This is a genomic window from Aeromonas sp. R7-4, from assembly GCF_040908055.1.
GTDB lineage: Bacteria > Pseudomonadota > Gammaproteobacteria > Enterobacterales > Aeromonadaceae > Aeromonas > Aeromonas sanarellii.
The window spans coordinates 31,201-54,712 of the sequence record NZ_JBFODA010000052.1; the positions used below are offsets into that span (position 1 = coordinate 31,201).

A 23,512-nucleotide genomic window follows, 5' to 3' on the forward strand; every position below is an offset into this window, starting at 1 on the left:
GGGTTCCCTTTTTCATCTCAGGTGGCGTCAGCCTTTTTGCACCAGCCCTATCCGGCCGGGCTCGCACCACTCGAACGTCACCTCCTCGCTGCTGCCGCAGCAACTGCCGCCGCACAGCCTGGTCGCCCGCTTGACGACGCGCCCCTTGCGCATCCAGACGCCGAGCATGGCCTCCACCGCATCCTCCGAGGTGTGGAAGTGGCGGGCCAGCTCCCGCCGGCTCGCCCGCTTGCTCTTCGCAAGGTAATCCCCCAGCTCGCGCAGTATCACAGGGTCACCACCCTGCGGGCGATAAGATCGCCGTGGCGCCGGCCCAGCCACCACAGCAGCCCCAGGGAGAGCAGATAGCTCAGGGTCCAGATCAGGCTCTGCTCCGGGTGGGCGGCGAAGGTCGCCAGTTGATAGAAGAGGGTGGCGCACAGGAAGGCCACGTAGTTGCACCAGGCGGCGGTGAACAGGGCCCACTGGCGACCGGTCTCCCGCACCAGGGCGCCCATGGCGGCGGCGCAGGGCATGTAGAGCAGCACGAACAGCAGGTAGGCGAAGGCGCCGGCCACCCCGTCGAAGTGGGTCTGCATGTTGCCGTAGGTGGAGGTGTCCACCTCCTGGGCCTCGGCCGCCGCCTGCTTGTCCGCCAGCTCCCCCACCTTGAGCCCCATGGGATCGGCGGGATCGATGTCCGCCAGGTTGGCGGGAATGGTGGCCAGCGCCTCCTTCAGGCTGCCGAGCAGGGAGTACTCGCTCCGCTCCTCGTCACCGGCGCCGCCGGCGTAGAGGCTGTTGAGGGTGGCGACCACCGCCTCCTTGGCGAAGATGCCGGTGAGGATGCCGACCGTGGCTTGCCAGTTGTCGTCCCGCACGCCTATGGGATGCAGCACCGGGGTCACCGACTGGCTCAGCTTGCTCAGCACCGAGTTCTCCTGATCCTGGTTGCCGAAGCTGCCGTCGGTGCCGAGCGAATTGAGCACGCTCAGCACCGCCACCATCAGTACTATGGTCTTGCCGGCGCCGAAGATGAAGCCCTTGAGCTTCTGCCAGGTGCGCAGCCCCACGTCCACCGGACGGGGCCACTCGTAATCGGGCATCTCCATCACCATGGAGTCGCTCTTGCCCGGCAGCAGGGTGCTGCGCAGGAAGAGGCCGGTGAGCACCGCCACCAGGATGCCGAACAGATAGAGACCGAACACCAGGTTCTGCCCCGACTCGGGGAAGAAGGCCACCGCGAACAGGGCGTAGACCGGCAGGCGGGCGCCGCAGGACATGAAGGGGGCCATGGCCGAGGTCATCAGCCGCTCGCGCTCCGACCCCAGGGTGCGGGTCGCCATTACGGCGGGCACTGTACAGCCAAAGCCCATCAGCATGGGAACGAACGCCTTGCCGGGCAGGCCGAGGCGGCGCATCAGGGCATCCACCACGAAGGCGGCGCGGGCCAGATAGCCCGAGCTCTCCAGCACCGCGAGGAACAGGAAGAGGCAGCCCACCACGGGGATGAAGGTCGCCACCGTCTGCAGACCGGCGCCTATGCCGTCCGCGAGCACGGCCCCCAGCCAGTCGGGGGCCGACACCAGCCCCAGCAGGTGGTGCACCCCGTCCACGAAGAGGGCCCCCCCCAGGATGTCGAAGAAGTCGATGAAGGCGCTGCCCACCTTGATGGCGAACATGAACATCAGGTACATCACCAGCAGGAAGAAGGGGATGCCCACCCAGCGATTGAGCAGCACCCTGTCCAGCCGCTCGCTCTGGGCGACGGTGAGTCTGCCCTTCTGCTGGCACGCCTGCTGGCACCAGTGGTGGATGTGGCCGTAGCGCAAATCAGCGAGTTGCAGGTCGATGTCCTGGGCGTGGTGGGCGCGGCCCACCAGGTTGGCGGCGGCGGCCTGCTGGCCCGCCGCCAGGGTCGCCTGCATGGCGACGTCCTCCTCCAGCAGGCGCAGGGCGCGACCGCGGGTACTCAGGTGGTGGTGGGCGAGCAGGGTCTCCAGCTCGGCGATGTCCGCCTCCAGGGGCTGGCCGTAGTCGAGCACCAGGGCGGGCTGGGACTGGCCAATGAACTGGTGGATACGGGCCTTGAAGGCCGCCACCTGCTGGCGGTTGTGGGCGGACAAGGAGACCACGGGGCAGCCCAGCGCCTTCGCGAGCAGCGCCTCGTCGATGGCGATGCGGCGCTTCTCCAGCAGATCCATCTTGTTGAGCACCACCACCATGGGCAGGCCCAGCTCCCGCAGTTGCAGGGTGAGGTAGAGGGAGCGCTCCAGGTTCGCGGCGTCGATGACGTTGAGCAGCAGATCCGGCTGCTGGCTCTGGACGAAGCGGCTGGCGATCTGCTCGTCCAGGCTCGCCTCCTGGTTCGCCAGGGCGTAGATGCCGGGCAGGTCCACCAGGCTGTAGTCCTGCCCCTCGGCAGAGAAGGTTCCCATCTTCTTGTCGACGGTGACCCCGCTCCAGTTGCCCACCTGCTGGCGGGAGCCGGTCAGGGCGTTGAACAGGGAGGTCTTGCCGCTGTTGGGATTGCCGACCGTGACCAGGTTGTAGCTCATACCGGCTCCACCTCGATTCGATGATTCAGGCTCTTCTGCTGTGAGTGGCTCATGGCGCTTCCACATTGGTAAGTTGAGCCAGGCTCTTCTGCTGCAAGGAAACTCATACCGGCTCCACCTCGATTTGCTGGGCCAGGCTCCGCTGCATGGAGAGGCAGATGCCCTGGCACTGGATCTGGAGCGGGTCCCCCAGGGGGGCGGCCCGCAGATAGAGGACTTCGGTCTGGGGCAGCAGCCCCATCACCATCAGCTTGCGTCGCAATGGACGCGTCAACTGGTTCATGTTCTTGATGCGAGCACTCTGTCCCGGCGACAGCTGTGTGAGTACCATGACGGGCCCCTGAAGTTAAACAAGAATAATTCGCTTTTAGTGGGAGGATTATAAGCTGTGCCCCCAACATTTATTTGCGTAAAATCAAACTCCGCTTCGCTAACCGACAAAGTATTGCCATGAGTCACGACAACAACAGCCGCCTGGTCTACAGCACGGACGGCGGCATGATCAAGGAATCCGCCCCCGCCCAGAACGCCTCCCCCTTCCCCGCCGACGGGGTCGTGCGCATCCGGCGCGAGACCAAGGGGCGCAAGGGCGCCGGGGTCATCAGCATCCACGGCGTGCCCGCCGATCAGCAGAAGGCCCTCGCCACCCTGCTCAAGAAGAAGTGCGGCACCGGCGGCGGCCTCAAGGAGGGGATCATCGAGATCCAGGGGGACAAACGGGACCTGATCAAGGCCGAACTGGAGAGGGCGGGCTTTCAGGTCAAGCTGGTGGGCGGTTGATCTGCTTGTCTCTCCCGCGCTTTTTCCCTAGAATGCCGGCTCCCATCGAGGGGGAGTAGTCTCGCCACGGGTGCCAACCCGGTGCGCGATCCTGATCAACATACTTGGTGCCAACTCACCATGGTCAGGGTGATCCGGGCAATGCCGGATTTGACAAGACCTTTGACGGGCCAGTGCCAGAACCGGGGACGGATGGCGCAGGCTTGTCTTTGGTTTATAACAATTCCGTCCCCCGGTCATCTTTATGGAAGCCTTGTTAACCTCCACCATCAGCGTTGCCATCGCCGAGATCGGCGACAAGACACAGCTGCTGGCGTTGCTGCTCATCTGTCGTTTTCGCAAACCCTGGCCCATCATCGCCGGCATGCTGGCCGCCACCCTGCTCAACCATGCGGGCGCCGCCTGGATAGGGGAGTTCATCAGTCGCTGGATGGACCCCAGGGTGATGACCTGGCTGGTCGCCGGCGCCTTCATCGCCATGGCCGCCTGGATCCTGGTGCCGGACAAGATGGACGACGAGGAGAGCTCGCTGGACAAGTACGGCCCCTTCATGGCCACCTTCGTGCTCTTCTTCATCGCCGAGATCGGTGACAAGACCCAGATAGCCACGGTACTGCTGGCGGCCAAGTACGACTCCCTCGTCCAGGTCATCACGGGCACCACCCTCGGCATGATGCTGGCCAACGTCCCCGTGGTGCTGCTCGGCAAACTCGGCGCCGACAGGCTGCCTCTCAAGGGGATCCGCATCGCCTGCGCCGCGCTGTTCGTGGGCCTGGGCGTCAGCACCCTGATCTTCGTCTGACACCCAGGGGACAAGGGGGTGGGATCAGCGTGAGCACTGATCGACACCGCCGCCCCGGCCGTCATTCCGGCCCCCTCCTCCCGGCGGGGGCTTTTTTGTGCCCGGTGTCGATGTCGCATCCCCACCGCGGATGCTGCCCCGGAGCGCGGCGCCGTGCCATAATGCCTTATCTTTCAGGCACGACGGCTTCAGGAGCCTCGCCATGCACCTCACCTCAAGACAGACCCTGCTCGACTGGGTCAGACGCGGCCGCCTCCCCCGGGAGTCCCTGTCCGCCGCTCTCGCCCTGTGCGATCTGCCCCCGGGCCCCGCCCGCTGGCGCTGGCTGTTCGACCGCCTGCTGCTCTGGCTCGGCTGTCTCTGCCTCGGTGCCGGCCTGGTGTTCTTCGTCGCCTTCAACTGGCAGGCCCTGGGCCGCCTCTCGCGCCTCGCCCTGCTGGAGCTGCCCCTGCTCGCCATGCTGCTGGTACTCTGGCGCAAGCCCCTGGCCGACACCCCGCGCCAGGCCCTGCTGCTGACCCTGGCCCTCAACCTCGGCGCCCTGCTGGCCCTGGTCGGCCAGACCTACCAGACCGGTGCCGATCCCTGGCAACTGTTCGCCACCTGGGCCCTGTTGCTGCTGCCGCTGGCGGCGCTCGGCAGGAGCCCGCTGCTCTGGACGCTCGCCTGGCTGCTCGGCCAGCTCGCCCTGGTGCTCTACTGGCGGCTCGGCCTCATCGATCTCTTCTTCTCCTTCGACGAGGAGGCCCTCGGCTGGTGCCTGACCCTGCTCAACGCCGCCCTCTGGGGGCTGATCATGCTGGCCCCCGCCCGCTACGCCCTGATGCCCTCCTGGCTGGCGGGGCTGGCCGCCGGGCTCGGGGTCACCCTGCTGGCCCTGCTGGCCCTGTTCGATGCCGCCTCCCCCTGGGTCTGGCCCGCCTGGCTAGGTTGGCTCGCCGTCGCCTACCTGCGCTGGCACAACAGGTTCATCGCCGGGCTCGCCATGGGCTGCCTGAGCCTCATCGCCGTCATCCTGGCGGCGCTCGGCAAGTGGATGGAGCCCGACATGAACGGCTTCCTGCTGCTCTGTCTCATCGCCATCGGCCTGTCGGTGCTGGCCAGCCGCTGGCTGCAACAACAACGGAGGCCACATGTCTGATCCTGTGATCTGGGAGCGCCTGAGGGCCGCCCGTCTGGTGGAGGGGGAGTGCCCCAGGGACGAACAGCCCCACTGGTCGAGCCGCTTCCTGCTCGGCATGGTGGGCTGGATTGCCGCCCTCTTTCTGCTCTTCTTCCTGTTCATGGCGTTCGAGGAGTTGACCCGGGAGGCGGACCACGCCCTCGCCTTGGGCGCCGTCCTGATGATCGCCGCCCTCGGCCTCAATCGCACCGCCCGGCGCACCGATCTCTGGGATCAGTTCGTGCTGGCGCTGGCGCTCGCGGCCGATGCCTGGCTGCTCTACGGCCTGCTGGACAGGCTGGATCTGGACGCGGCCCCCCTCTGGTTCGGCCTCTGCACCCTCTCCCTCGGGATTGCCGCCCTGTTCGAGCACTGGCTGGTGCGCCTGTTCCACAGCTTCTCCGCCGCCATCCTGCTCACGCTTGGACTGGCTTGCCTCGGCCTGCACCTGCTGGCCCTGCCGCTGGTGATGGGGGCCGTCACCCTGTGCTGGCTGCAGGCCGAGCGGGATCCCGTTCGCCATCAGCTCTACGAGTCCCTGACCCTGGGACTGGCGCTCTCCCTGCTGGTGCTGGGACGGCTGCACCATCCGCTCTGGGACGGCGGCGCCAGCATGCTGGACGAGTTCAGCCCCTCCCGGCTGCCGCACTGGCTCAATCCCCTGCTCTGCACCGCCTTGCTGCTGGGGGTCATGGTGCGCCTCAGGCTGCCGCTGTTCGCCGGCCTGCCCCTGGTGCTGCTCAGCGCCTTCATCCCCGGCATGGGCGCCGGCGCCCTGGTGCTGGTGCTCGGCTTCTACGGCGGCAGCCTCGCGCTCATGACCCTGGCCGTCCTGCTGCTGCTCGGCTTCGGCTCCCTCTATTACTACGATCTGGGGCTGACCCTGATGACCAAGTCCTGGTTGCTGCTGGGCTCGGGCGCCCTGCTGCTCGGCACCCGCCATCTGCTGAAGACCCTCGGCAGGGAGATAGCCTCATGAGACGCCTCGTCTTCTTGCTGATCGGCCTCATCGCATTGCCGGGCTTCGGCGCCCTGTCGCTCGGCAACGCTCAAGGGCACATGCCCCTTCATGGGAGGAATACCGCATGAGACGCTTTGGTTTCTTGCTGACCGGCCTCGCCATCCTGGTGGGCATCAATGCCGGCGTCTGGCGCTTCGAGCGCGCCATGAGCGCCGGCGAGGTGGTGCTGCTCGAGCTCGCTCCGGTCGATCCCCGCTCCCTGATGCAGGGGGACTACATGCGGCTGAACTATGCCCTCGCCCGCCAGCTGGCGGGCCGTCAGGAGGCTGCCGGCGCCCATACCCTGGTCGTTCGCCTCGACGGGGATCAGGTGGCGCACTGGGTGGCGCAAGGCAACCCCGAGGCCCTGGCCCCGGGCGAGCGCCTGCTGAGGGTGCGCAACGTCCAGGGTCAATGGCGGATCGGGCCGGATGCCTTCTTCTTCGAGGAGGGGGCGGGGGCTCAGTATGAGCAGGCGCGCTACGGCGAATTCCGCCTGCAGGAAGATGGTGACACCCTGCTGGTGGGCCTGCGCGATGAGGCGTTCAAGCCCATCGGCCACAGCCGCCCGGCCTGGTGATGCCTCCTGAAAAGGGCGGCCCCCCCGCCCTCCCCTTCCCCCCTGGGTGGCGAAACCCCATGATTTGGCAACACTTGAAACTGGACACTCGGAGCAGGACGGTCAGGATGAGAACAGGGATGTCAGGGATCAGGGGCAGGCTCGCCACCCTCGCGGGCACCGCCCTCATGGCGATGCTCTGGGCTGGCCCGCTGCAGGCCAGCCCGGCGCTCGCCAAGCTGCACTACCTCACCGAGGAGTACAAACCCTACAACTTCGCCGGGGAAGGGGGCACCCCCAGCGGCTTCGCCATCGACCTGCTGCACCTGGTGTGGCAGAAGACAGGCACCCCGCCCCAGCCCGTCAGCATCCTGCCCTGGGCCAGGGGCTACTACCTGCTGACCCAGAAGCCCAATGTGGTGCTCTTCTCTACCGCCCGCACCGAGGCGCGCAACCCGCTGTTCAAGTGGGCCTGCCCCATCGGCTATGCCGAGATAGTGCTGATGGGCCTCGCCAGCCGCCCATTGACCCTCACCCGACCCGAGGATGCCCAGCAGTACACCATAGGTGCGGTGCGCGCCGACGTGGGGGAGCAACTGCTGCTCAACGGCGGCTTCGACGAGCAGAAGATCATGACCACGAACCGCCTCCCCCAGGCGCTCAAGATGCTCACCTCGGGCCGGGTCGACCTCATCTCCAGCAACAAGTCCACCCTGATGGACCTCATCAAGGCCCAGCAGCTGGATCCCGCCCGGTTCGCGGTGCGCTGGGTGCTGAGCTCGGAGCAGTTCTGCTTCGCCTTCAGCCACCCGGTGGACGATGCCCTGGTCAAGGAGTTCCAGCACGGCCTGACCCAGGTGCTGGCCAGCAGCGAGTTCCAGCAGATCCAGCACAAGTACTTCCCCGCCCCCTGAGCCCGGCGCCGTCCCTACTTCACCCGCATCAGGCGGTGCTGCTGCCCGCCCAGCTCGAGCTGGATCACCTGGGAGCGGGCCATGGCCTCGACCCGGGCCAGCATCTCGGCGCTGTAGCCCTTGCGGTGCATCCACTGCATGGGCTCCTCGAAGCTCCCCTCGTTGACGATGAAGGTGTCGGTATAGGCATCCTTGATGATGCTGACCACCCAGATGCGCTGCTGAAACTCCGAGAGCCCGGCGATCAGGGCGGTCGCCTGCGCCGCCAGGGCGCGCAGGGTGCGAATGAAGGGATTGGCCACGACTGGGCTCCGTCTTGGAAAGGGATGGGCATCCTAGCATCGGGGGAGCGGCCTCGCCATGCGCCGCATCAAACCGGCCCCAGGGCCCTCGCGGGCCGGGCCCGTCAATGGGTCGCAGGCGGGATGGGGCCGTCCCCTGCGCCGCGGCGCTGGCGCTTGACCGCATACATGCTCGCATCGGCCCGGCGCAGGGCCTCCTCGACGCTGACCCGTGCCGGATCGACCGCCACCGCGCCCACGCTGGCGCCGGGGTAGTGAAGCACCCGATCCCCCATCGGCAGCTGCAGCACGCTCTGCTCGAACAGGCGGCGCTGGAAGGTCTGCACCGCCGCCTCGACCGAGCAGGCCCCCGGGATGGGCCCCATGCCCACGGCGACAAACTCGTCGCCGCCGAAGCGCGCCAGCATGTCGCCGCTGCGCAGGGTCCCACTCAGCTGCCGCGCCATGGTGGTGAGCAGCCGATCCCCCGCGTCGTGGCCGTGGGTATCGTTGATGGCCTTGAAGCCGTCGAGATCGATAAAGGCGATGAAGACGGGGTGCCCGGCCCGATCCGACAGGGAGAACAGCCGGGTGAGCTCCAGCATCAGGGCCCGGCGATTGGGCAAGCCGGTCAGGGGATCGGACAGGGCCTGGCGTGACAGTTCCTCGTTGGCCCGCTGCAACTGTTGCAGCAGTTGCTCGCGCTCCACCTGCTCGGCGATGAGGCGCGCGAAGAAGGCGATCAGCTGCTCCGCCCCCTCCACCAGGGGTTTGCGCTCGGCGCTGGCGCCACACAGGGTGCCATAGAGGGAACCGGACGAGGTGCGCACCGGGCTGCTCAGATAGGTGCGGATGCCCAGGGCCTGCGCCGCCTGCGAATCCCCCCAGTGGGCGGCGACGTCGTCGGTATAGCGCCTCTCCTCGTCGATGGCCCGGCGGCACAGGGTATCGCTCCACTCCACCGCCGCCCCCTCCGGGATCTGCAGCCCGGCCACGTTGCGGGCATAGCGGATATGCTGGGTGCCCTGCTCGAGATCGATCTCGGTGAGGTAGGTCGACTCCAGCCCGGTCACCGTCTCCAGCATCTCCAGCAGCGGGCGGATCAGGCTCTCCAGATCCCGCGCCTCTGTAACCCGCTCCGACAGGGCCTGCAATATCTTGTCCATGCCTCTCTCCCAGCTTGCATGTCATGTCCGCACACCTTAGCCAACTCGGAGCACGCCAGACAAGTGCGAGAAAGGGGTAGACCGGGAAAACACCCACCCGCTCACGGCCTGGCGGGCGCGCCGCCACGCCCGGGGCCCCCCCGGCGGCCCGCCCCGGGCCATAACTTTGAACCAGCGCAAAAAACCCATCATTTCTGACACATCCCTCAGCAATAGCCGTGGATCGGGCCCCGTCGGCTCCGTAGGATGGTAACGGGTGCCCGTTGGCCCCTGTTTCGTCCCGTCGGGTCAGCGGCGCATTGTGGTAGCGAGAGCCAGGGGCGGTAGCAATTCTGGCGGATGCCAGCCCGGCATCCCGCGCCTGCGCCAAGGGGCGAGGGTTTCACCCTCGACGGGAGTGCCCGTCAGCCTCGAGGCTCCATCCTCTCCCCTGCGGGTAAGACGTTAGAAACCATTGGTAGAGTCGAGTAGGGTCGATTAGCGAAGCGTAATCGTCCGCGGTAACCATCCCCTCTCCCCTTGCGGGAGAGGGTCAGGGTGAGGCGTCACTCGTCTGATTGGCACGGCGCCACCATGTAGGGGCGATTAGCGAAGCGTAATCGTCCGCGGTAAACGTTCCCTCTCCCCTTGGGGGAGAGGGAATCAGAGCGCAGACCACCGAGGCTTAAACAGAGCGCCGAGGCTTAAGAGGTGTAGAGGGAAAAGGCACAAACAAAAACCGCAGCCCTGGGGCTGCGGTTTTTTTATTGGCTCAACCGGTTGGCGCGAGCAGCGCCACCGGCTTTATGCCCGGCGCCAGCTGGTCTTGCCGGCGCTGTCTTCCAGCACTATGCCCATCTCGGTGAGACGGGCTCTAGCGGCATCCGCCGCGGCCCAGTTCTTGTCGGCGCGGGCCTGGTTGCGCTCGGCAATCAGGCGCTCGATCTCGGCGACCTCTTCGTCCGCTTCGTTGCCCTTCAGGAAGGCATCCGGATCCTGCTGCAGGATGCCGAGCACGGCGCCCAGCTCCCGCAGACGGGCACCGAGGCCGGCGGCCACGGCCATGTCTTCACCCTTCTGGCGGTTGATCTCGCGCACCAGGTCGAACAGGGCGGAGTAGGCTTCCGGGGTGTTGAAGTCATCGTCCATGGCCTCCTTGAAGCGGGCCACCTGCTCCTCGCCACCGGCGGCGGCCGCCGCCGGCAGATCCCGCAGGGCGGTGTACATCCGCTCCAGGGCGGCGCGGGCCTGCTTCAGGTTGTCTTCCGAGTAGTTGAGCTGGCTGCGGTAGTGGCCGGACATCAGGAAGTAGCGCACGGTTTCGGCGTCATAGTGGGCCAGCACATCGCGAATGGTGAAGAAGTTGCCGAGGGACTTGGACATCTTCTCCTTGTCCACCATCACCATGCCGCTGTGCATCCAGGTGTTGACGTAGTCGCCGCCGTGGGCGCAGCAGGACTGGGCTATTTCGTTCTCGTGGTGGGGGAACTGCAGATCGGAGCCACCGCCGTGGATGTCGAAGTGGTTGCCAAGGTGCTTGGAGTTCATGGCGGAGCACTCGATGTGCCAGCCGGGGCGACCCGGGCCCCAAGGGCTGTCCCAGGTCGGCTCGCCGGGCTTGGACATCTTCCACAGCACGAAGTCCAGCGGGTTCCTCTTGGCATCCACCACGTCGACCCGGGCGCCGGCCTGCAGCTGCTCCAGATCCTGGCCGGAGAGCTTGCCGTAGTCGGCGTAGGAGTCGACGATGAACATGACGTCGCCGTTGTCCGCCACGTAGGCGTGCCCTTTTTCCAGCAGGGTTTCGACCAGGGCGATGATTTCATGGATGTGCTGGGTGGCGCGGGGTTCGATGTCAGGGCGCACCATGCCGAGGGCGTCGAAATCCTGGTGCATGTCGCCGATGAGGCGCTCGGTCAGATCGTCACAGGTCACGTGCGTTTCGGCGGCGCGCTTGATGATCTTGTCGTCCACGTCGGTGACGTTGCGCACATAGTTCAGCTCGTAGCCGCTGTAGCGCAGGTAGCGAGCGACGACGTCGAAGGCGACGAAGGTGCGACCGTGGCCGATATGACAGTGATCATAGATAGTGACGCCACACACATACATGCCCACCTTGCCCGGGTGGATAGGTTTGAATTCTTCTTTTTGACGAGTGAGTGTGTTGTATATCTTCAGCATCTTATGACCACTGCCTGTGAGTAAAATGGCCTGCCATTCTACCCGCATCCGGTATAGAAAACGAGGCGCAAAAGCCGACTCCCCCCCCTGCCATCTATGCCGCAGGGCCCTGATGGGCTAGAATTGCCACCACTTTATGCCATACACCTGCGAGCACCTTGCCGCTCGCGTCAAAATGAAAGGACAACTCATGGTCACTCTGCACACCAACCACGGCGACATCACCCTCACCCTGAACGCGGAAAAAGCCCCGGAAACCGTGGCCAACTTCCTGCAATACTGCCGTGACGGTCACTACGACAACACCATCTTCCACCGCGTCATCGACGGCTTCATGATCCAGGGCGGCGGCTATGCCCCTGGCTTCGAAGAGAAAGAGACCCGCGCCCCCATCAAGAACGAGGCGGCCAACGGCCTGTCCAACAAGGTCGGCACCATCGCCATGGCCCGCACCATGGAGCCGCACTCCGCCAGCGCCCAGTTCTTCATCAACGTGAACAACAACGACTTCCTGGACTTCAAGTCCGCCACCACCCAGGGCTTCGGCTACTGCGTGTTCGGTGAAGTGACCGCCGGCATGGACGTGGTCAACAAGATCAAGGGCGTGAAGACCGGCAACTACGGCCGCATGCACCAGGACGTCCCGACCGAAGACGTGGTGATCACCAAGGTGACCCTTGCCGAGTAATCCCTGCCGGCCAGGCTCTGATACCACTGCGGCCCCGGCCGCAGTTTTTCCATCTGCCGCCCCGAACTGGCGCCGCCTCGACTATCTGGCCCGTGGCAACGCACGCCAGCGCTCGGCCCATGCCCTGCTGAGTGCCGGCCTGTGGGATGAGCTTGGCCGCCTGTGCGACGATATGGCCCTGGTGAGCACGGTCGCCATCGGGCTCGACCGGCCCGGCAGCGATCTCGATATCCTCTGCCAGCACCCGGACCCGGCCTCTCTGGCCGCGACGCTGGCAACCCAAGGCTGGCAGGTGCGAAGCAAGGGCGAGCAGGTCTGGATCGCCGAGCAGAGCCGTCGCGGGCCCGATGACCAGTGCTGGTCCCTTGAGCTCTATATCACCCCAGATCCCCTCGAGCACCTCAACGGCTGGCGCCACCTCAGCCTGATGGCCGCCCTGCTGGCGCACTTCGGCGCCCCCTTCCATGCCGAGGTAGTGCGTCTTCGCTTTGATGAAGGGCTCAAGGGGGAAGCGGCCATGTGCCGCCTGCTGGGCCTGTCCGGCGACCCCTACGAGGCGCTGCTGGCCCTGGAGGGACGCACTCTCGCGGGGCTTTGCTGGTCTCCCCTCATCCACCCGGCCAACGGCCCCTGCGATTCGCCTCGGCGGGACTCTCTTACCATGATGCCCAGGACCTCATGAGCACCCTCTTTATCAGTGACATTCACCTCAGCCAAGGCAGGCCCGACATGACCGCCGCCCTGGTGCGCTTTCTCGCCGAGGAGGCGCCAGGTGCCGACGCCCTCTATGTGCTGGGGGATCTGTTCGAATTCTGGATTGGCGACGACGACCCCAACCCGCTCCACCGCGAGGTGGCCGATGCCTTCCTCGCCCTGAGCAAGCAGAACGTGCCTGTCTACTTTATCCACGGCAACCGCGACTTCCTCTTGGGGCGCCAGTTTGCCAAACGGGCCGGCATGACCCTGCTCGGCGATCCCTGCGTCATCGAGCTGTACGGCGAGCGGGTGCTGCTGAGCCACGGAGATCTGCTCTGCACCCGGGACGAGGGCTACCAGAAGTTTCGCCGCATCACACAACAGAAGTGGCTGCGCTGGCTCTTCCTGCGCCTGCCGCTCTCGCGCCGCCAGGCCATCGCCCACAAGATGCGCGGCCAGAGCCAGATGGAGAATGCCCACAAGAGCCAGATCATCATGGACGTGACTCCGGAGGCGGTGGACGACATGCTGCGCCAGCACGGCTGCCGCCTGATGATCCACGGCCACACCCACAGACCCGCCATCCACGACTTCACCCTGGATGGGCGTGCGGCGCGGCGCATCGTGCTGGGAGACTGGTTCGAGCAGGGGTCGGTGCTGGTCTGCTCCGCCGCCGGGCAGCGCCTCGACACCCGCGCGCTTGGCTGAGGTCCTCTGCCTGCCATGGTCATGAGCGAGTCTCATAAGACCGTTTCTGACTCACGCCGTGCTGTGGCGGGATACAAGCTGGATCCCTGCATATACTCTGGTTCTCTGCACACAACGAGGAGATGACCATGGGATTTCTTACTTGGGTGGTACTGGGGCTGATCGTCGGCATCCTGGCCAAATGGATCATGCCGGGCAAGGATGGCGGCGGTTTCTTCATGACGGTGATCCTGGGGGTGGTCGGCGCCATGGTGGGGGGCTATGTCAGCACCCTGCTTGGGATGGGAACGGTCACCGGCTTCAACCTGCCGAGCATCATCATCGCCACCGTTGGCGCCCTGATCGTGCTGTTTGTCTACAACAAGCTGCGCAGCTGAGACCTAGCCACCCATCGATACGAGGGCGCCACTGGCGCCCTCGCTGTTTTCAGCCCCGCTGGCTCAAGCTTGTCTCAACTACCCGATCTCATCCACTCGTTTCGTCCGTTCGGTGCCACGCTTGCATTATTTCTAGTTGAGGCGTCTAATAACCCCATGCAACCCAATGACGCCCTGCCCCGCCGCCCCCGCGGCCGCCCTGCCCAGCACGGACACACCTATGCCGACACCCGGGATCTGCTGATCCGCCGGGGCATGGAGCTGCTGACCGAGCAGGGCATCGCCGCCACCTCCATCGAGCGGGTGTTGCAGTCGACCCGGATCCCCAAGGGCTCCTTCTATCACTACTTCGCCACCAAGCACGACTTCACCCTGGCGGTCATGGATGCCTATCACCACTACTTCTGCCGCAAGCTGACGCGCTATCTGGGGGATGCGAGCCTGCCCCCCCTGGCGCGCCTTGGCGCCTTCGTCGACAGCGCCTGCCTGGGCATGACCCGCTTCGCGTTCCAGCGTGGCTGCCTCGTGGGCAACCTGGGCCAGGAGGTGGTGCAACTCTCCCCCGAGCTGCGCCTTCGCCTCGAGCAGATCCTGCTCGACTGGGAGGCGCTGCTCGCCCAGTGCCTGAGGGAGGCGGTGACGACGGGGGATCTGCCTCACGACAGCGACTGCCCCGCCCTCGCCCATCAGTTCTGGATCGGCTGGGAAGGCGCCGTACTGCGCGCACGCCTGGTGGGCAATACCGAGCCGATGCTCTCTTTTCTCAATTTTTTCATGAAGTTAGCCAAGTGATTTTTTAACGCTCATTAATAGTCACGCAGTCCAATTAATGCGAGGAAGCAAGATGTTCAAGGGTATTCTGATCGAGAAAGACGAGGCGGGTTATCGCGCCAGCTACCAGAGCCTCCCCGAGGAGGTACTGCCTGCCGGGGATGTGACCGTGGCGGTGGAGTGGTCTTCCCTCAACTACAAGGACGGCCTGGCCCTCACCGGTGCCGCCCCCGTGGTGCGCCGCTTCCCCCTGATCCCCGGCATCGACCTTGCCGGCACAGTGCTGGAGAGCCAGCACCCCGACTGGCGCCCCGGCGACAAGGTTGTGCTCAACGGATGGGGCGTGGGTGAGACCCACAGCGGCGGGCTGGCGGAGCGGGCACGGGTCCAGGGCGACTGGCTGGTGCCTCTGCCCTCTGGCTTGAGCCCCCGGGATGCCATGGCCATCGGCACCGCAGGGTACACCGCCATGCTCTGCGTGATGGCGCTGGAGAAGCACGGCGTGGCCCCCGGGGACGGTGACATTCTGGTGACCGGCGCCAACGGCGGCGTGGGCAGCGTGGCGATCGCCCTCCTGGCCAAGCTGGGCTATCGGGTCGTGGCCGCCACCGGACGGCTGAACGAGGCGGATTATCTCCAGTCCCTCGGCGCCGCCGAGGTGATCGATCGCGCCGACCTGGCCGCGCCGGGGCGACCTCTGGGCAAGGAGCGCTGGGCCGGCGTCATCGACACCGTCGGCAGCCATACCCTGGCCAACGCCTGCGCCACTACCCGCTACGGCGGCGCCGTAGCCGCCTGCGGCCTGGCAGGGGGGATGGACTTCCCCTCCACCGTCATGCCCTTCATCCTGCGCGGCGTCACCCTCTATGGCATAGACAGCGTGATGGCGCCGCGTCCGCTGCGCCAGCAGGCCTGGGCCCGGCTGGCCGAGGACCTCGACCTGACCCGCCTCCATCTCCTCACCCGGGAAGTGCCCCTCTCTCAGGTCGTGGCCCTGGGGGATGCCTTCCTGGCAGGCCAGGTGCGCGGCCGGATCCTGGTCAATGTCCAGGGGTGATGACTGACGTGATATGAGCCGGATCGCCTGACCAGGTCAGGCGATCCTCTCTGTGGCCAGGCTTATTCAGGCCATGGCAACCGAGCCGGGATGCCATTTCGTCAGTGCAGAAAACGATCTGCTAGCCGATCACCGAACAGCATGACGACGAGCCCGGTCAGCATGACCAGCATACCCCCCAGCCTTATCACAGATACCGGCCGCTGGATGGTGCCCAGCAGACCAAAATGGTCGATGGCCTGTGATGACAGCAGCTGTCCGACGATGGCCAGCCCAAGCAGGGCCGAAAAACCGATTTTCGGTGCCAGCACGACATAGCTGAACAGGGCGCATGCACCGATCAGGCCGCCAGCCAGACTCCACAGAGGCTGTGACGGAATAGCCGCAAGGGAGGTGAATAATCCGCCGCGCAGCAGCGAGAAGATCCCAAGGCTGAATGCCCCGGCCGCGAAGGAGAACAAGGCGGCGGTGACCGAATCTCCCCCGAGTCCTCGTGCCAACTGGCTGTTCAGGGTCGTCTACAGAAAAATGCATCCTTGAGTCTCATCACAGGCGCGATCAAGACCCCAACAGCCTTTGGCAGACCGATTTTGAATACAGGCCCGTCAACCTGTCACGCAGCTTCTCAGCCGGCTAATCCCTCCTTCTTGAGTCTGGCGCTGAAAAACTTCAGCGCTGTCTGGGTCTTTGCTGACTGGTCCGCGCCGAGGGCGATCCCGTGGCTGGCCAGGTAAGCCTTGAAATCGGCCGCGACCTGGAAGGCCTCTTTCGGCAGGCTCTTGACGGACAGCTCCATGATGTGTGAGCCATCAGGATAGAGCCAGACCTCGGTGACGATGGGGCGATCGAACACCGTCGTTTTCGGCGTGTGCTTGGCCTTGAGCAGGAAGGCGGGTCCGAGGAGGACCAACTGGTCCATCGGGATATCCGCAGGAGCATGGGCATCATAGAAGGCACGTTGTTCCTTGGAGAACAGCTTACGCAAAGGCATCTCGCCCGAGGCCACGTCAAGCACCTCCTGACCGGTACAGACCCCTTTGAACGAAGCCGAGCAGACGAATCCACCCGGCATCGCATCCACCTCGATTTTGAACGCTGCCACGCGGCGCAGCTCAGCATCTATGGTGGAGGGATCTACCGGACGAAGCTTGATGACAGTGTCTCCATCCCCCCCCTGGATGCGCCGCGCCCGGACGACGATGCCGGCCTTATACAGGGCCAGATCGGGTGTATCGAAGAAGAAAGCCTGTCGCGGCTGGGCCTCGACCGGATCGAGCCCTATGCTCTTGATCGTCGCACGGGCGCTGGTGAGGGGAACCGACAACTTGAGTTCAACACTGGTAGACCCCTTCACGAGCCTGAACATTTCGATTATCTGCTCGCTCGTAAGGGGCTTGGCCAGTGCTGGCTTCACCGTCTTGTGGGGCACTGGTGCTTGCTGCTGGGGAGCGACGGCCTTGGTGGTACTTACAGGCTTCGCGCTCAGTGTGGGTGTTGTGGTCGCCTTGCTCATCATGATGACATCCCCTTCGCTGCATTCAGCAAACCATTCGGCTCGATCGCCAAAACCTTTCTCATTGCAAATAGAGCAACATTCAGTCTCCGAAACGCTCGGCCAGCACGCCGTGACGCAGACCGCGATCGCTGACGGTGAAACTGTCCTTGCCCAGTTTCTCCATTATCGTTCGCACCACGCAGGCTCCGGCGAGGATCACCTCCGCACGCTTCGGCTGCAGGCCGACGATGGCTCGACGGGCATCCGCATCCCTCGACCGGTAGAGCTCGATCTGACGGTCAAGCTCCCCACGATCGACGATGCTGCCCTGAACAACTACCGGGTCATAGGTCGCGAGACGATGCATCACGGCCGTGATATTGGTTACCGCACCGCCCATCCCGGCCAGCGCGTCCGGTACCAGGTGCCCGTCAAGGCGCGAGAGGTCGGCCGAAATGGCCGCCATGACCTCGCGCAGCACCTCAGGCGAGACGGCACGGTCGAGCCCGAAACGCTCGGTGTAACTCACCGCTCCGACGTTGACGCTGAAACGCGTGTCGACCACGGCATCGTGCCCAAAGGTGAACTGGGAACTGCCACCACCTGTGTCGAAGACGACCAGCGAACCCCGGTTCAGACCCAGGCCGGCCTTGGCAGCCAGATAGGCCATCCGGCTTTCCTCTTCACCCGAGATGACCTCGATATGAATGCCGGTACGCGCTCGAATGGCATCTACAACGTCACCTCCATTTGATGCAATTCTCAGCCCGGCGGTACCGACGGCGGCGATGGCCCGTACGCCATGCTGGTTGGCTTCGCCAACCATGCTTGCTATCGTTGCAATCGTCCGCTCGATGGCCGCTTCGATGATTCTGCCCCCTTGTGAAAGGCCTTCACCCAAGCGGGTCATCTCAGCCCGATCGACGACGGTCCGCCATTTTCCGTCGATGCTGCGCTCACCGACGTGAAACTTGATGGAGTTGGTGCCGGCGTCTATCACGGCGTAGCGTTCGTTAACATCGTCTATCAGGGCTGCCAGGCCCCGGGGATAGCTGGTGTTCGTGTAACCCTCCAGGCCAAGCCCCCGCACCGCCCGCATTACGCCGGCAGCGTCCTCCGATTCGACCGCAAGGGTTCGGGTCGACTTGCCGTCCGCCACCACCTCTGAGAGCTCTGCCATGCAGCCATCGACCGTATAACGAACTCGCCGCTTGTGCACCCTCACGGCTCGGACTGTCCCACCCGGCGCGGCAAACTGCCCAATGAATTCATCGAGCGTATAGCTCTCACGCACCAACGTCGGCACCGGCAGCCGGAGGGCCTCAAGTACTTTCACGGCCTCAACCCCAGGAAGCGGGAAACCGGCCTTCATGACGGGCGTCCACTGCTCCAGGCCATCGGCGTTAACCTCCCGCAACACCTTGATATCCATCAACGCATCTCGTACTTTCACGTTCTCGCCAGCGCCGGATAGCAGGTAGATCTCGTCGCTTTCCTGGACTCCGCTAGGAGCGAGCCGAGCCAGCCGCTCCTCTGCAGCCCCGAAGCGCCTTCCAAATGAACGCCACTCCCAGCGTGGTCTGATCTCAGTCATCACCGTCTCCTTCTTTCCAATCAGGTATCCTGCTCCGCGCGATTCCCATTGCGCACTGGCGAGTCTGATGGCACTTCCCGTCAACCATTGGAAGGCTGCACCTGGATTCCAAGTGTAGTGGCCTAACGGTGATTCCCACACTCTTAAGGTGGGATTGCCTCATCTCCCTAGCGATGTGGGGAAAGCGGGTGGGATCTGTGTCGCCAGTTGCAAGCTGTGTAGACAAGAAATGGACAAAAAAGGAAAAGTGAGAGAGGGGAAACGCTGGGGAGCAGAAACAAAAACGACGCCATGAGGCGTCGTATCTGTTTAATCTGTAAGAAATTTTTCTTTAATCTTAATGGTGCCCGAGGCCGGAATCGAACCGGCACGACGCGAACGTCGAGGGATTTTAAATCAAAGAGCCTCATTTGCATCTCATTGCATAAAATAGCAAGCAGATGGAGCGAGTAACACCGCAAGTTCGCAACAAATCGCACCCCGTCATAGAACATCGCATACCGCTTATCACAGAATTCGCAAAGATACGCCGCCGTGTTGGTCTTGCCCCCGATCTGATAATCTCTGAGCCTTCGCATTTGCAATCGTTTCAGTCGGAGTCCCCCATGGCAGCCTATTCCCCTCCCTTCACCCTGACCCACGCCATGCTGAGCCGGGTGGCGGAGATCGCAGAATTGGTGGGGCAATGGCGCTCGACGCAGAGCTCGCAAGTCCCCATGCTGCGCCGGGAAAACCGGATCCGTACCATCCAGGCCTCCCTGGCCATCGAGCACAACACCCTGAGCCTGGAGCAGGTCACGGCGGTGATCGACGGCAAACCTGTACTGGGATTGCCCCGTGAGATCCAGGAGGTGCGCAATGCGTTTGCCGCTTATGAAGCAATGTCGGCTTGGGCCCCTACCTCTTCTGCGGATTTGCTCAGGGCCCATGGACGTTTGATGCACGGGTTATGCGATGACGCAGGGCAATGGCGTAGCAGTGGGGTCGGCATCTATCGGGGTGAGCAATTAGTGCATATGGCTCCCCCCGCGACTCAGGTTCCGCGTCTGATGGAACAACTGATGCAATGGTTGGCAGAAACAGAGGCCCATCCCTTGATCGCCTCTTGTGCCTTGCACTACGAGTTGGAGTTTATACACCCCTTTTCCGATGGAAATGGCCGTATGGGACGCTTGTGGCAAACGGTGATCTTGAGCCGTTGGCAACCTGTGATGGCCTTCCTGCCGGTGGAAGCGATCATCAAAGAGCGCCAAGAGCACTACTACCACCAATTAAGTCAGGCCGACAGGCTTAGTGACTGCACCGATTTTATTCTGTTTCTGCTAGAGGCGCTTCGAGATGCGTTGGCCGAAGCGATTGCCGCACAGCCGACATCTCAGCCCACCTCGCCAGAAAAAGTGAGGGTAGAAACGCCGGTAGAAATGAAGGTAGAAATGCGGGCAAAAACACCGGATGCAGTGTTGGCGCTCTTGGCGAGCGAGCCTGCCCTGACCCTTAAACAATTAGCCGAGCGGATAGGCAGATCGACCAGCACGGTGGAGCGAGCGGCGGCGGCGTTGGTTAAGGCGGGACGATTACGTTTTGTTGGTCCGCGAAAGGGGGGGCATTGGGAAGTGTTGTCATAGGACGGCCACCGAGTGTGTTACTACCGCCGCCCAGCTTCCGGGTCGCATCAGTAAACATACAACCAGCCAAGTAAACCCAATCGCAACGAACCCCATTTGCGCACAAAGGGGGCGCAGTAACTCTCTGTTTTATCTCACTAACACCACAAGGTGTAAGATCTCCATTGGGGATAATCAGATACTGTGATACTTGCCCCACATCCCAATGGATAGACTCTTACAGGTCAGCTAACCTGACCTCACCCCCCCCCCAAAAAGACGCATGAAATGGAATTCTCGTCGCTCGCGGTATCTGTTCTGGCAACTACTGGCTTGTTCTTGTGCCCAATATTCTTATCTGTCGGGATCATCTTGTTAATAAGAAAAAGGCTTCGCTCACATAGGGTCAGCCCGTTGACCGCCGACCTGCTCAGGCCAGCGGGTCACACCCTGCAACAGCAAATCCAGGACCTGCAGATAGACCTCTTTTCCCAAATGCTATTCACGCCATTGACCATGATGATGATCGGGTTCTACCTCTTGTTACTGCATATTCCGGCTGATCATGAACACCGATTCCGGTTCAACGTGAACACCATTTCCGGACCAATGTGAACGCTCATTCCGGTTCAACCTGAACACTTTGCCCCTCCTTTCCGGAAACAGTGTTCAACATCCCGGAATCACTGTTCACACTCACCGGAATCATCCTTAACGCATTGATTTAAAAACCTTTGATACGCTCTCCCTTTTGCCAGGGAAGAGCCTATGTCTGCCAAGAGGATTGCAATGCGTAAAATTCGTGAAGTGCTGCGACTGCGGCTGGAGGCTGACCTCTCTGTTCGCCAGATAAGTTGCTGCACCAAGGTCAGCGTTGGCTCCATCCAGAAACTCCTCAAAAGTGCCCATTCGCTCGGCCTGACCTGGCCCTTGCCCACCGAGCTTGATGATGCCCGACTGGCTGCCCTGTTCTATCCGCAGGCCGATACCACCATCTCGGCCCGCCATGTCGTGCCTGATTGGCCCTCTGTCCATCAGGAGCTCAAGCGCAAGGGGGTCTCCAAACAACTGCTCTGGGAGGAGTACACCCAGCGCTATCCCAATAGCTGTTACAGCTACTCCCAGTTCTGCGACCGTTACAAGTCCTGGTGTCAGTTGCAAAAGCGCTCCATGCGCCAGATCCACAAGGCGGGAGAAAAGCTCTTTATCGACTACTGCGGGCCCACGGTGCCCATCGTCTCGCCCTCCACGGGTGAGGTCCGTCAGGCCCAGATCTTTGTCGCCGTGCTTGGTGCGTCCAACTACACCTTTGCCGAAGCCACCTGGTCACAGTCACTGCCGGACTGGCTGCAAAGCCATGCCCGTGCCTTTGAGTTTTTCGGCGGGACCCCGGCACTGCTGATCCCCGACAACCTCAAGAGCGGTGTCAGCAAGGCTTGCCGATACGATCCCGAGCTCAACCCCAGCTACCAGCAGTTGGCCGAGCACTATCAGGTGGCGGTGATACCAGCTCGCCCTTACAAGCCCAAGGACAAAGCCAAGGCTGAGGTGGGAGTGCAGATCGTCGAGCGCTGGATCCTAGCCCGCCTGCGCCATCAGACCTTCTTCTCGCTTGCCGAGCTCAACCAGTGCATCCGGGCCTTGCTGAACGAACTCAACGAGCGCCCGTTCAAGCAACTGCCCGGTAACCGGCGCGAGGCGTTTGAGCAGTTGGACCGCCCGGCACTGGGACCACTGCCGGTGCATCCCTATCGCTATGTCGCTATCAAAACGGTCAAGGTCAACATCGACTATCACGTCAGTTATGAGCAGCACCATTACTCGGTGCCACACCAGTATGTGGGCCAGCAACTGGAGCTCCATGCTGGCGACACCCTGCTTCAGGTCTATCACCAGCAACAGTTGGTCGCGAGCCATCCGCGTAAAACTATCCCGGGGATGAGCACGCTCCCGGAACACATGCCGGAACGCCACAGCAAGCAGCAACGCTGGACGCCAGGCCGTCTCAAGCAGTGGGCTGCTGATATCGGACCGGGCACCTTGTGCTGGGTTAGCGAACGGCTGGAAGAGAAAGCCCATGCCGAGCAGGCATACCGACTCTGCCTGGGGCTACTGAGTCTGAGCCGGGAGTATCCGCCATCACGGGTCGAGGCCTGTTGCCAGTTGGCTAATCGGGAAGGACTAGTGCGACTCAAGCAGCTCAAGTCGGTGCTGACAAGCGGCCGCGACCAACTGCCCGCAAGCCCGCTGAGCTATCCAGAGTTACCGCAAGAGCACGAGAACATCCGTGGCCCCCAGAGCTTCCACTGAAGAGGATACGCCCCATGACCCAACAAACCCTGACCCTCCTGAGAAGCCTGAAGCTGACCGGCATGGCGGATGCCGTGCAACAACAACTGGAACAGGCGAGTACCTACGAAGGGCTGCCCTTCATCGAGCGGCTAAGCCTGCTGGTCGAACACGAACAACTGAGCCGGGAGCAGCGTAAACAAGCTCGGCTGGTCAAGCAGGCAAGGCTCAAACTCCAGGCCACGGTGCAGGAGCTGGACTACCAGTCAGCACGCAACCTGGAGCGGTCACAGGTAGCAAACCTGGCCCAAGGAGAGTGGCTACGCCGAGGCCAGAACCTGCTCATCACCGGCCCCTGTGGCTGTGGAAAAACCTACCTGGCTTGTGCGCTGGGCTACCAAGCCTGTCAGCAAGGACATAGCACTCGTTACTACCGGCTGCCACGTCTGCTGCTTGAACTGAGCCAGGCCAAGGTAGATGGCAGTTACGCCAGACTGCTGGGTCAACTGGCAAGGATAGAGCTGCTGATCCTCGATGACTGGGGACTGGAAGCGGTGAATGCCGAGCAGCGCAACGCCCTGCTGGAGATCATGGATGATCGGTATGGAAAATACTCGACGGTAGTGGTCAGTCAACTACCAACGGAAGAGTGGTACGCGAGCTTGGGGGACAACACCCTGGCAGATGCGATCCTGGACCGGCTGATGCACAACGCTCACCGGCTGTCACTGAAGGGAGAATCGATGAGAAAGAGGAGAAGTGAGTTGACCCAATCTGAACAGTCGAGTTAGAAACGAGATGACATGAGCGCGTTAAGGATCAGGGTGTTCACGTTGGCCGGAATGGCTGTTCAACTTCGCCGGAATACGCAG

The 23,512-nt window shown here is 63.3% G+C and carries 24 protein-coding genes; 15 read left to right on the forward strand and 9 right to left on the reverse strand.

Annotation, left to right across the window (positions count from 1 at the left end; genetic code table 11):
* Positions 1 to 27 precede the first annotated feature (27 nt).
* The 3 genes from AB5Y72_RS14000 to AB5Y72_RS14010 form a co-directional block, all read right to left on the reverse strand.
* Complete coding sequence (locus tag AB5Y72_RS14000) at positions 28 to 270, reverse strand: FeoC-like transcriptional regulator (protein ID WP_042078141.1); 243 nt, start codon at positions 268 to 270, stop codon at positions 28 to 30.
* The gene (feoB, locus tag AB5Y72_RS14005; protein WP_325783036.1) at positions 267 to 2,537 is read right to left on the reverse strand and encodes a Fe(2+) transporter permease subunit FeoB; all 2,271 of its coding nucleotides are present in this window, start codon (positions 2,535 to 2,537) and stop codon (positions 267 to 269) included. Before feoB ends, AB5Y72_RS14000 begins: the two co-directional genes overlap by 4 nt.
* 103 nt (positions 2,538 to 2,640) lie before the next feature.
* A complete protein-coding gene (locus AB5Y72_RS14010; RefSeq protein WP_041213109.1) occupies positions 2,641 to 2,868 on the reverse strand; it encodes a FeoA family protein in 228 nt (75 codons plus the stop codon).
* 119 nt (positions 2,869 to 2,987) lie between these two features.
* Between AB5Y72_RS14010 and AB5Y72_RS14015 the strand changes: the two genes are divergently transcribed.
* From AB5Y72_RS14015 to AB5Y72_RS14040, 6 genes are all read left to right on the forward strand, one after another.
* A complete protein-coding gene (locus AB5Y72_RS14015) occupies positions 2,988 to 3,317 on the forward strand; it encodes a stress response translation initiation inhibitor YciH (protein WP_325783037.1) in 330 nt (109 codons plus the stop codon).
* Positions 3,318 to 3,561: 244 nt separating this feature from the next.
* On the forward strand, positions 3,562 to 4,119 hold the full coding sequence (locus tag AB5Y72_RS14020; RefSeq protein WP_041213111.1) for a TMEM165/GDT1 family protein: 558 nt from the start codon (positions 3,562 to 3,564) through the stop codon (positions 4,117 to 4,119).
* 202 nt (positions 4,120 to 4,321) lie between these two features.
* Complete coding sequence (locus AB5Y72_RS14025; protein WP_325783038.1) at positions 4,322 to 5,260, forward strand: DUF2157 domain-containing protein; 939 nt, start codon at positions 4,322 to 4,324, stop codon at positions 5,258 to 5,260.
* The gene (locus AB5Y72_RS14030) at positions 5,253 to 6,260 is read left to right on the forward strand and encodes a DUF4401 domain-containing protein (RefSeq protein WP_325783039.1); all 1,008 of its coding nucleotides are present in this window, start codon (positions 5,253 to 5,255) and stop codon (positions 6,258 to 6,260) included. The genes AB5Y72_RS14025 and AB5Y72_RS14030 overlap by 8 nt, the downstream gene beginning before the upstream one ends.
* Before the next feature lie 106 nt (positions 6,261 to 6,366).
* Entirely contained in the window at positions 6,367 to 6,861 is a 495-nt protein-coding gene (locus tag AB5Y72_RS14035) for a GDYXXLXY domain-containing protein (protein ID WP_325783040.1), read from the forward strand.
* Between the two features lie 167 nt (positions 6,862 to 7,028).
* Entirely contained in the window at positions 7,029 to 7,754 is a 726-nt protein-coding gene (locus tag AB5Y72_RS14040) for a transporter substrate-binding domain-containing protein (protein WP_325783114.1), read from the forward strand.
* Positions 7,755 to 7,768: 14 nt separating this feature from the next.
* Here AB5Y72_RS14040 and AB5Y72_RS14045 read toward each other — a convergent pair whose 3' ends face one another.
* The 3 genes from AB5Y72_RS14045 to cysS form a co-directional block, all read right to left on the reverse strand.
* A complete protein-coding gene (locus AB5Y72_RS14045) occupies positions 7,769 to 8,056 on the reverse strand; it encodes a hypothetical protein (RefSeq protein WP_325783041.1) in 288 nt (95 codons plus the stop codon).
* Between the two features lie 104 nt (positions 8,057 to 8,160).
* Complete coding sequence (locus tag AB5Y72_RS14050) at positions 8,161 to 9,201, reverse strand: sensor domain-containing diguanylate cyclase (protein WP_325783042.1); 1,041 nt, start codon at positions 9,199 to 9,201, stop codon at positions 8,161 to 8,163.
* A 783-nt stretch (positions 9,202 to 9,984) separates the two neighbouring features.
* The gene (gene cysS / locus AB5Y72_RS14055; protein WP_325783043.1) at positions 9,985 to 11,361 is read right to left on the reverse strand and encodes a cysteine--tRNA ligase; all 1,377 of its coding nucleotides are present in this window, start codon (positions 11,359 to 11,361) and stop codon (positions 9,985 to 9,987) included.
* A gap of 190 nt (positions 11,362 to 11,551) precedes the next feature.
* On the opposite strand from cysS, the gene AB5Y72_RS14060 reads away from it, so the two are divergent.
* The 6 genes from AB5Y72_RS14060 (at position 11,552) to AB5Y72_RS14085 (ending at position 15,658) form a co-directional block, all read left to right on the forward strand.
* Positions 11,552 to 12,049 (forward strand): peptidylprolyl isomerase, encoded by a 498-nt coding sequence (locus AB5Y72_RS14060; RefSeq protein ID WP_010675220.1) that lies wholly within the window; start codon positions 11,552 to 11,554, stop codon positions 12,047 to 12,049.
* The gene (locus AB5Y72_RS14065; RefSeq protein WP_275873160.1) at positions 12,039 to 12,731 is read left to right on the forward strand and encodes a DUF4269 domain-containing protein; all 693 of its coding nucleotides are present in this window, start codon (positions 12,039 to 12,041) and stop codon (positions 12,729 to 12,731) included. The genes AB5Y72_RS14060 and AB5Y72_RS14065 overlap by 11 nt, the downstream gene beginning before the upstream one ends.
* Positions 12,728 to 13,453, forward strand: coding sequence for a UDP-2,3-diacylglucosamine diphosphatase (gene lpxH / locus AB5Y72_RS14070; RefSeq protein WP_325783044.1), 726 nt, complete (start codon positions 12,728 to 12,730; stop codon positions 13,451 to 13,453). Before AB5Y72_RS14065 ends, lpxH begins: the two co-directional genes overlap by 4 nt.
* Positions 13,454 to 13,581: 128 nt before the next feature.
* Complete coding sequence (locus tag AB5Y72_RS14075; protein ID WP_010675223.1) at positions 13,582 to 13,830, forward strand: GlsB/YeaQ/YmgE family stress response membrane protein; 249 nt, start codon at positions 13,582 to 13,584, stop codon at positions 13,828 to 13,830.
* A gap of 156 nt (positions 13,831 to 13,986) precedes the next feature.
* Complete coding sequence (locus AB5Y72_RS14080; protein ID WP_318161613.1) at positions 13,987 to 14,622, forward strand: TetR/AcrR family transcriptional regulator; 636 nt, start codon at positions 13,987 to 13,989, stop codon at positions 14,620 to 14,622.
* 52 nt (positions 14,623 to 14,674) lie between these two features.
* Positions 14,675 to 15,658, forward strand: a complete 984-nt coding sequence (locus AB5Y72_RS14085; RefSeq protein ID WP_368199097.1) for an MDR family oxidoreductase — start codon at positions 14,675 to 14,677, stop codon at positions 15,656 to 15,658.
* Positions 15,659 to 15,759: 101 nt separating this feature from the next.
* Here the strand turns inward: AB5Y72_RS14085 and AB5Y72_RS14090 are convergent, their stop codons facing one another.
* The 3 genes from AB5Y72_RS14090 to AB5Y72_RS14100 all read right to left on the reverse strand — a co-directional run bounded on the left by AB5Y72_RS14090 (position 15,760) and on the right by AB5Y72_RS14100 (position 18,747).
* Positions 15,760 to 16,170 carry a DMT family transporter gene (locus tag AB5Y72_RS14090; RefSeq protein ID WP_325783115.1) on the reverse strand — a complete coding sequence of 137 codons (411 nt, stop codon included), beginning with the start codon at positions 16,168 to 16,170 and terminating at the stop codon, positions 15,760 to 15,762.
* A gap of 113 nt (positions 16,171 to 16,283) precedes the next feature.
* Positions 16,284 to 17,174, reverse strand: coding sequence for a hypothetical protein (locus AB5Y72_RS14095; RefSeq protein ID WP_052447040.1), 891 nt, complete (start codon positions 17,172 to 17,174; stop codon positions 16,284 to 16,286).
* Positions 17,175 to 17,253: 79 nt separating this feature from the next.
* A complete protein-coding gene (locus AB5Y72_RS14100; protein WP_325783046.1) occupies positions 17,254 to 18,747 on the reverse strand; it encodes a hypothetical protein in 1,494 nt (497 codons plus the stop codon).
* A gap of 605 nt (positions 18,748 to 19,352) precedes the next feature.
* On the opposite strand from AB5Y72_RS14100, the gene AB5Y72_RS14105 reads away from it, so the two are divergent.
* The 3 genes from AB5Y72_RS14105 to istB all read left to right on the forward strand — a co-directional run bounded on the left by AB5Y72_RS14105 (position 19,353) and on the right by istB (position 23,431).
* Positions 19,353 to 20,372 carry a Fic family protein gene (locus AB5Y72_RS14105; protein WP_368199098.1) on the forward strand — a complete coding sequence of 340 codons (1,020 nt, stop codon included), beginning with the start codon at positions 19,353 to 19,355 and terminating at the stop codon, positions 20,370 to 20,372.
* Positions 20,373 to 21,119: 747 nt separating this feature from the next.
* A complete protein-coding gene (gene istA, locus AB5Y72_RS14110; protein WP_113069990.1) occupies positions 21,120 to 22,661 on the forward strand; it encodes an IS21-like element ISAs29 family transposase in 1,542 nt (513 codons plus the stop codon).
* Between the two features lie 14 nt (positions 22,662 to 22,675).
* Complete coding sequence (istB, locus tag AB5Y72_RS14115; protein WP_113069991.1) at positions 22,676 to 23,431, forward strand: IS21-like element ISAs29 family helper ATPase IstB; 756 nt, start codon at positions 22,676 to 22,678, stop codon at positions 23,429 to 23,431.
* Positions 23,432 to 23,512: the final 81 nt, after the last annotated feature.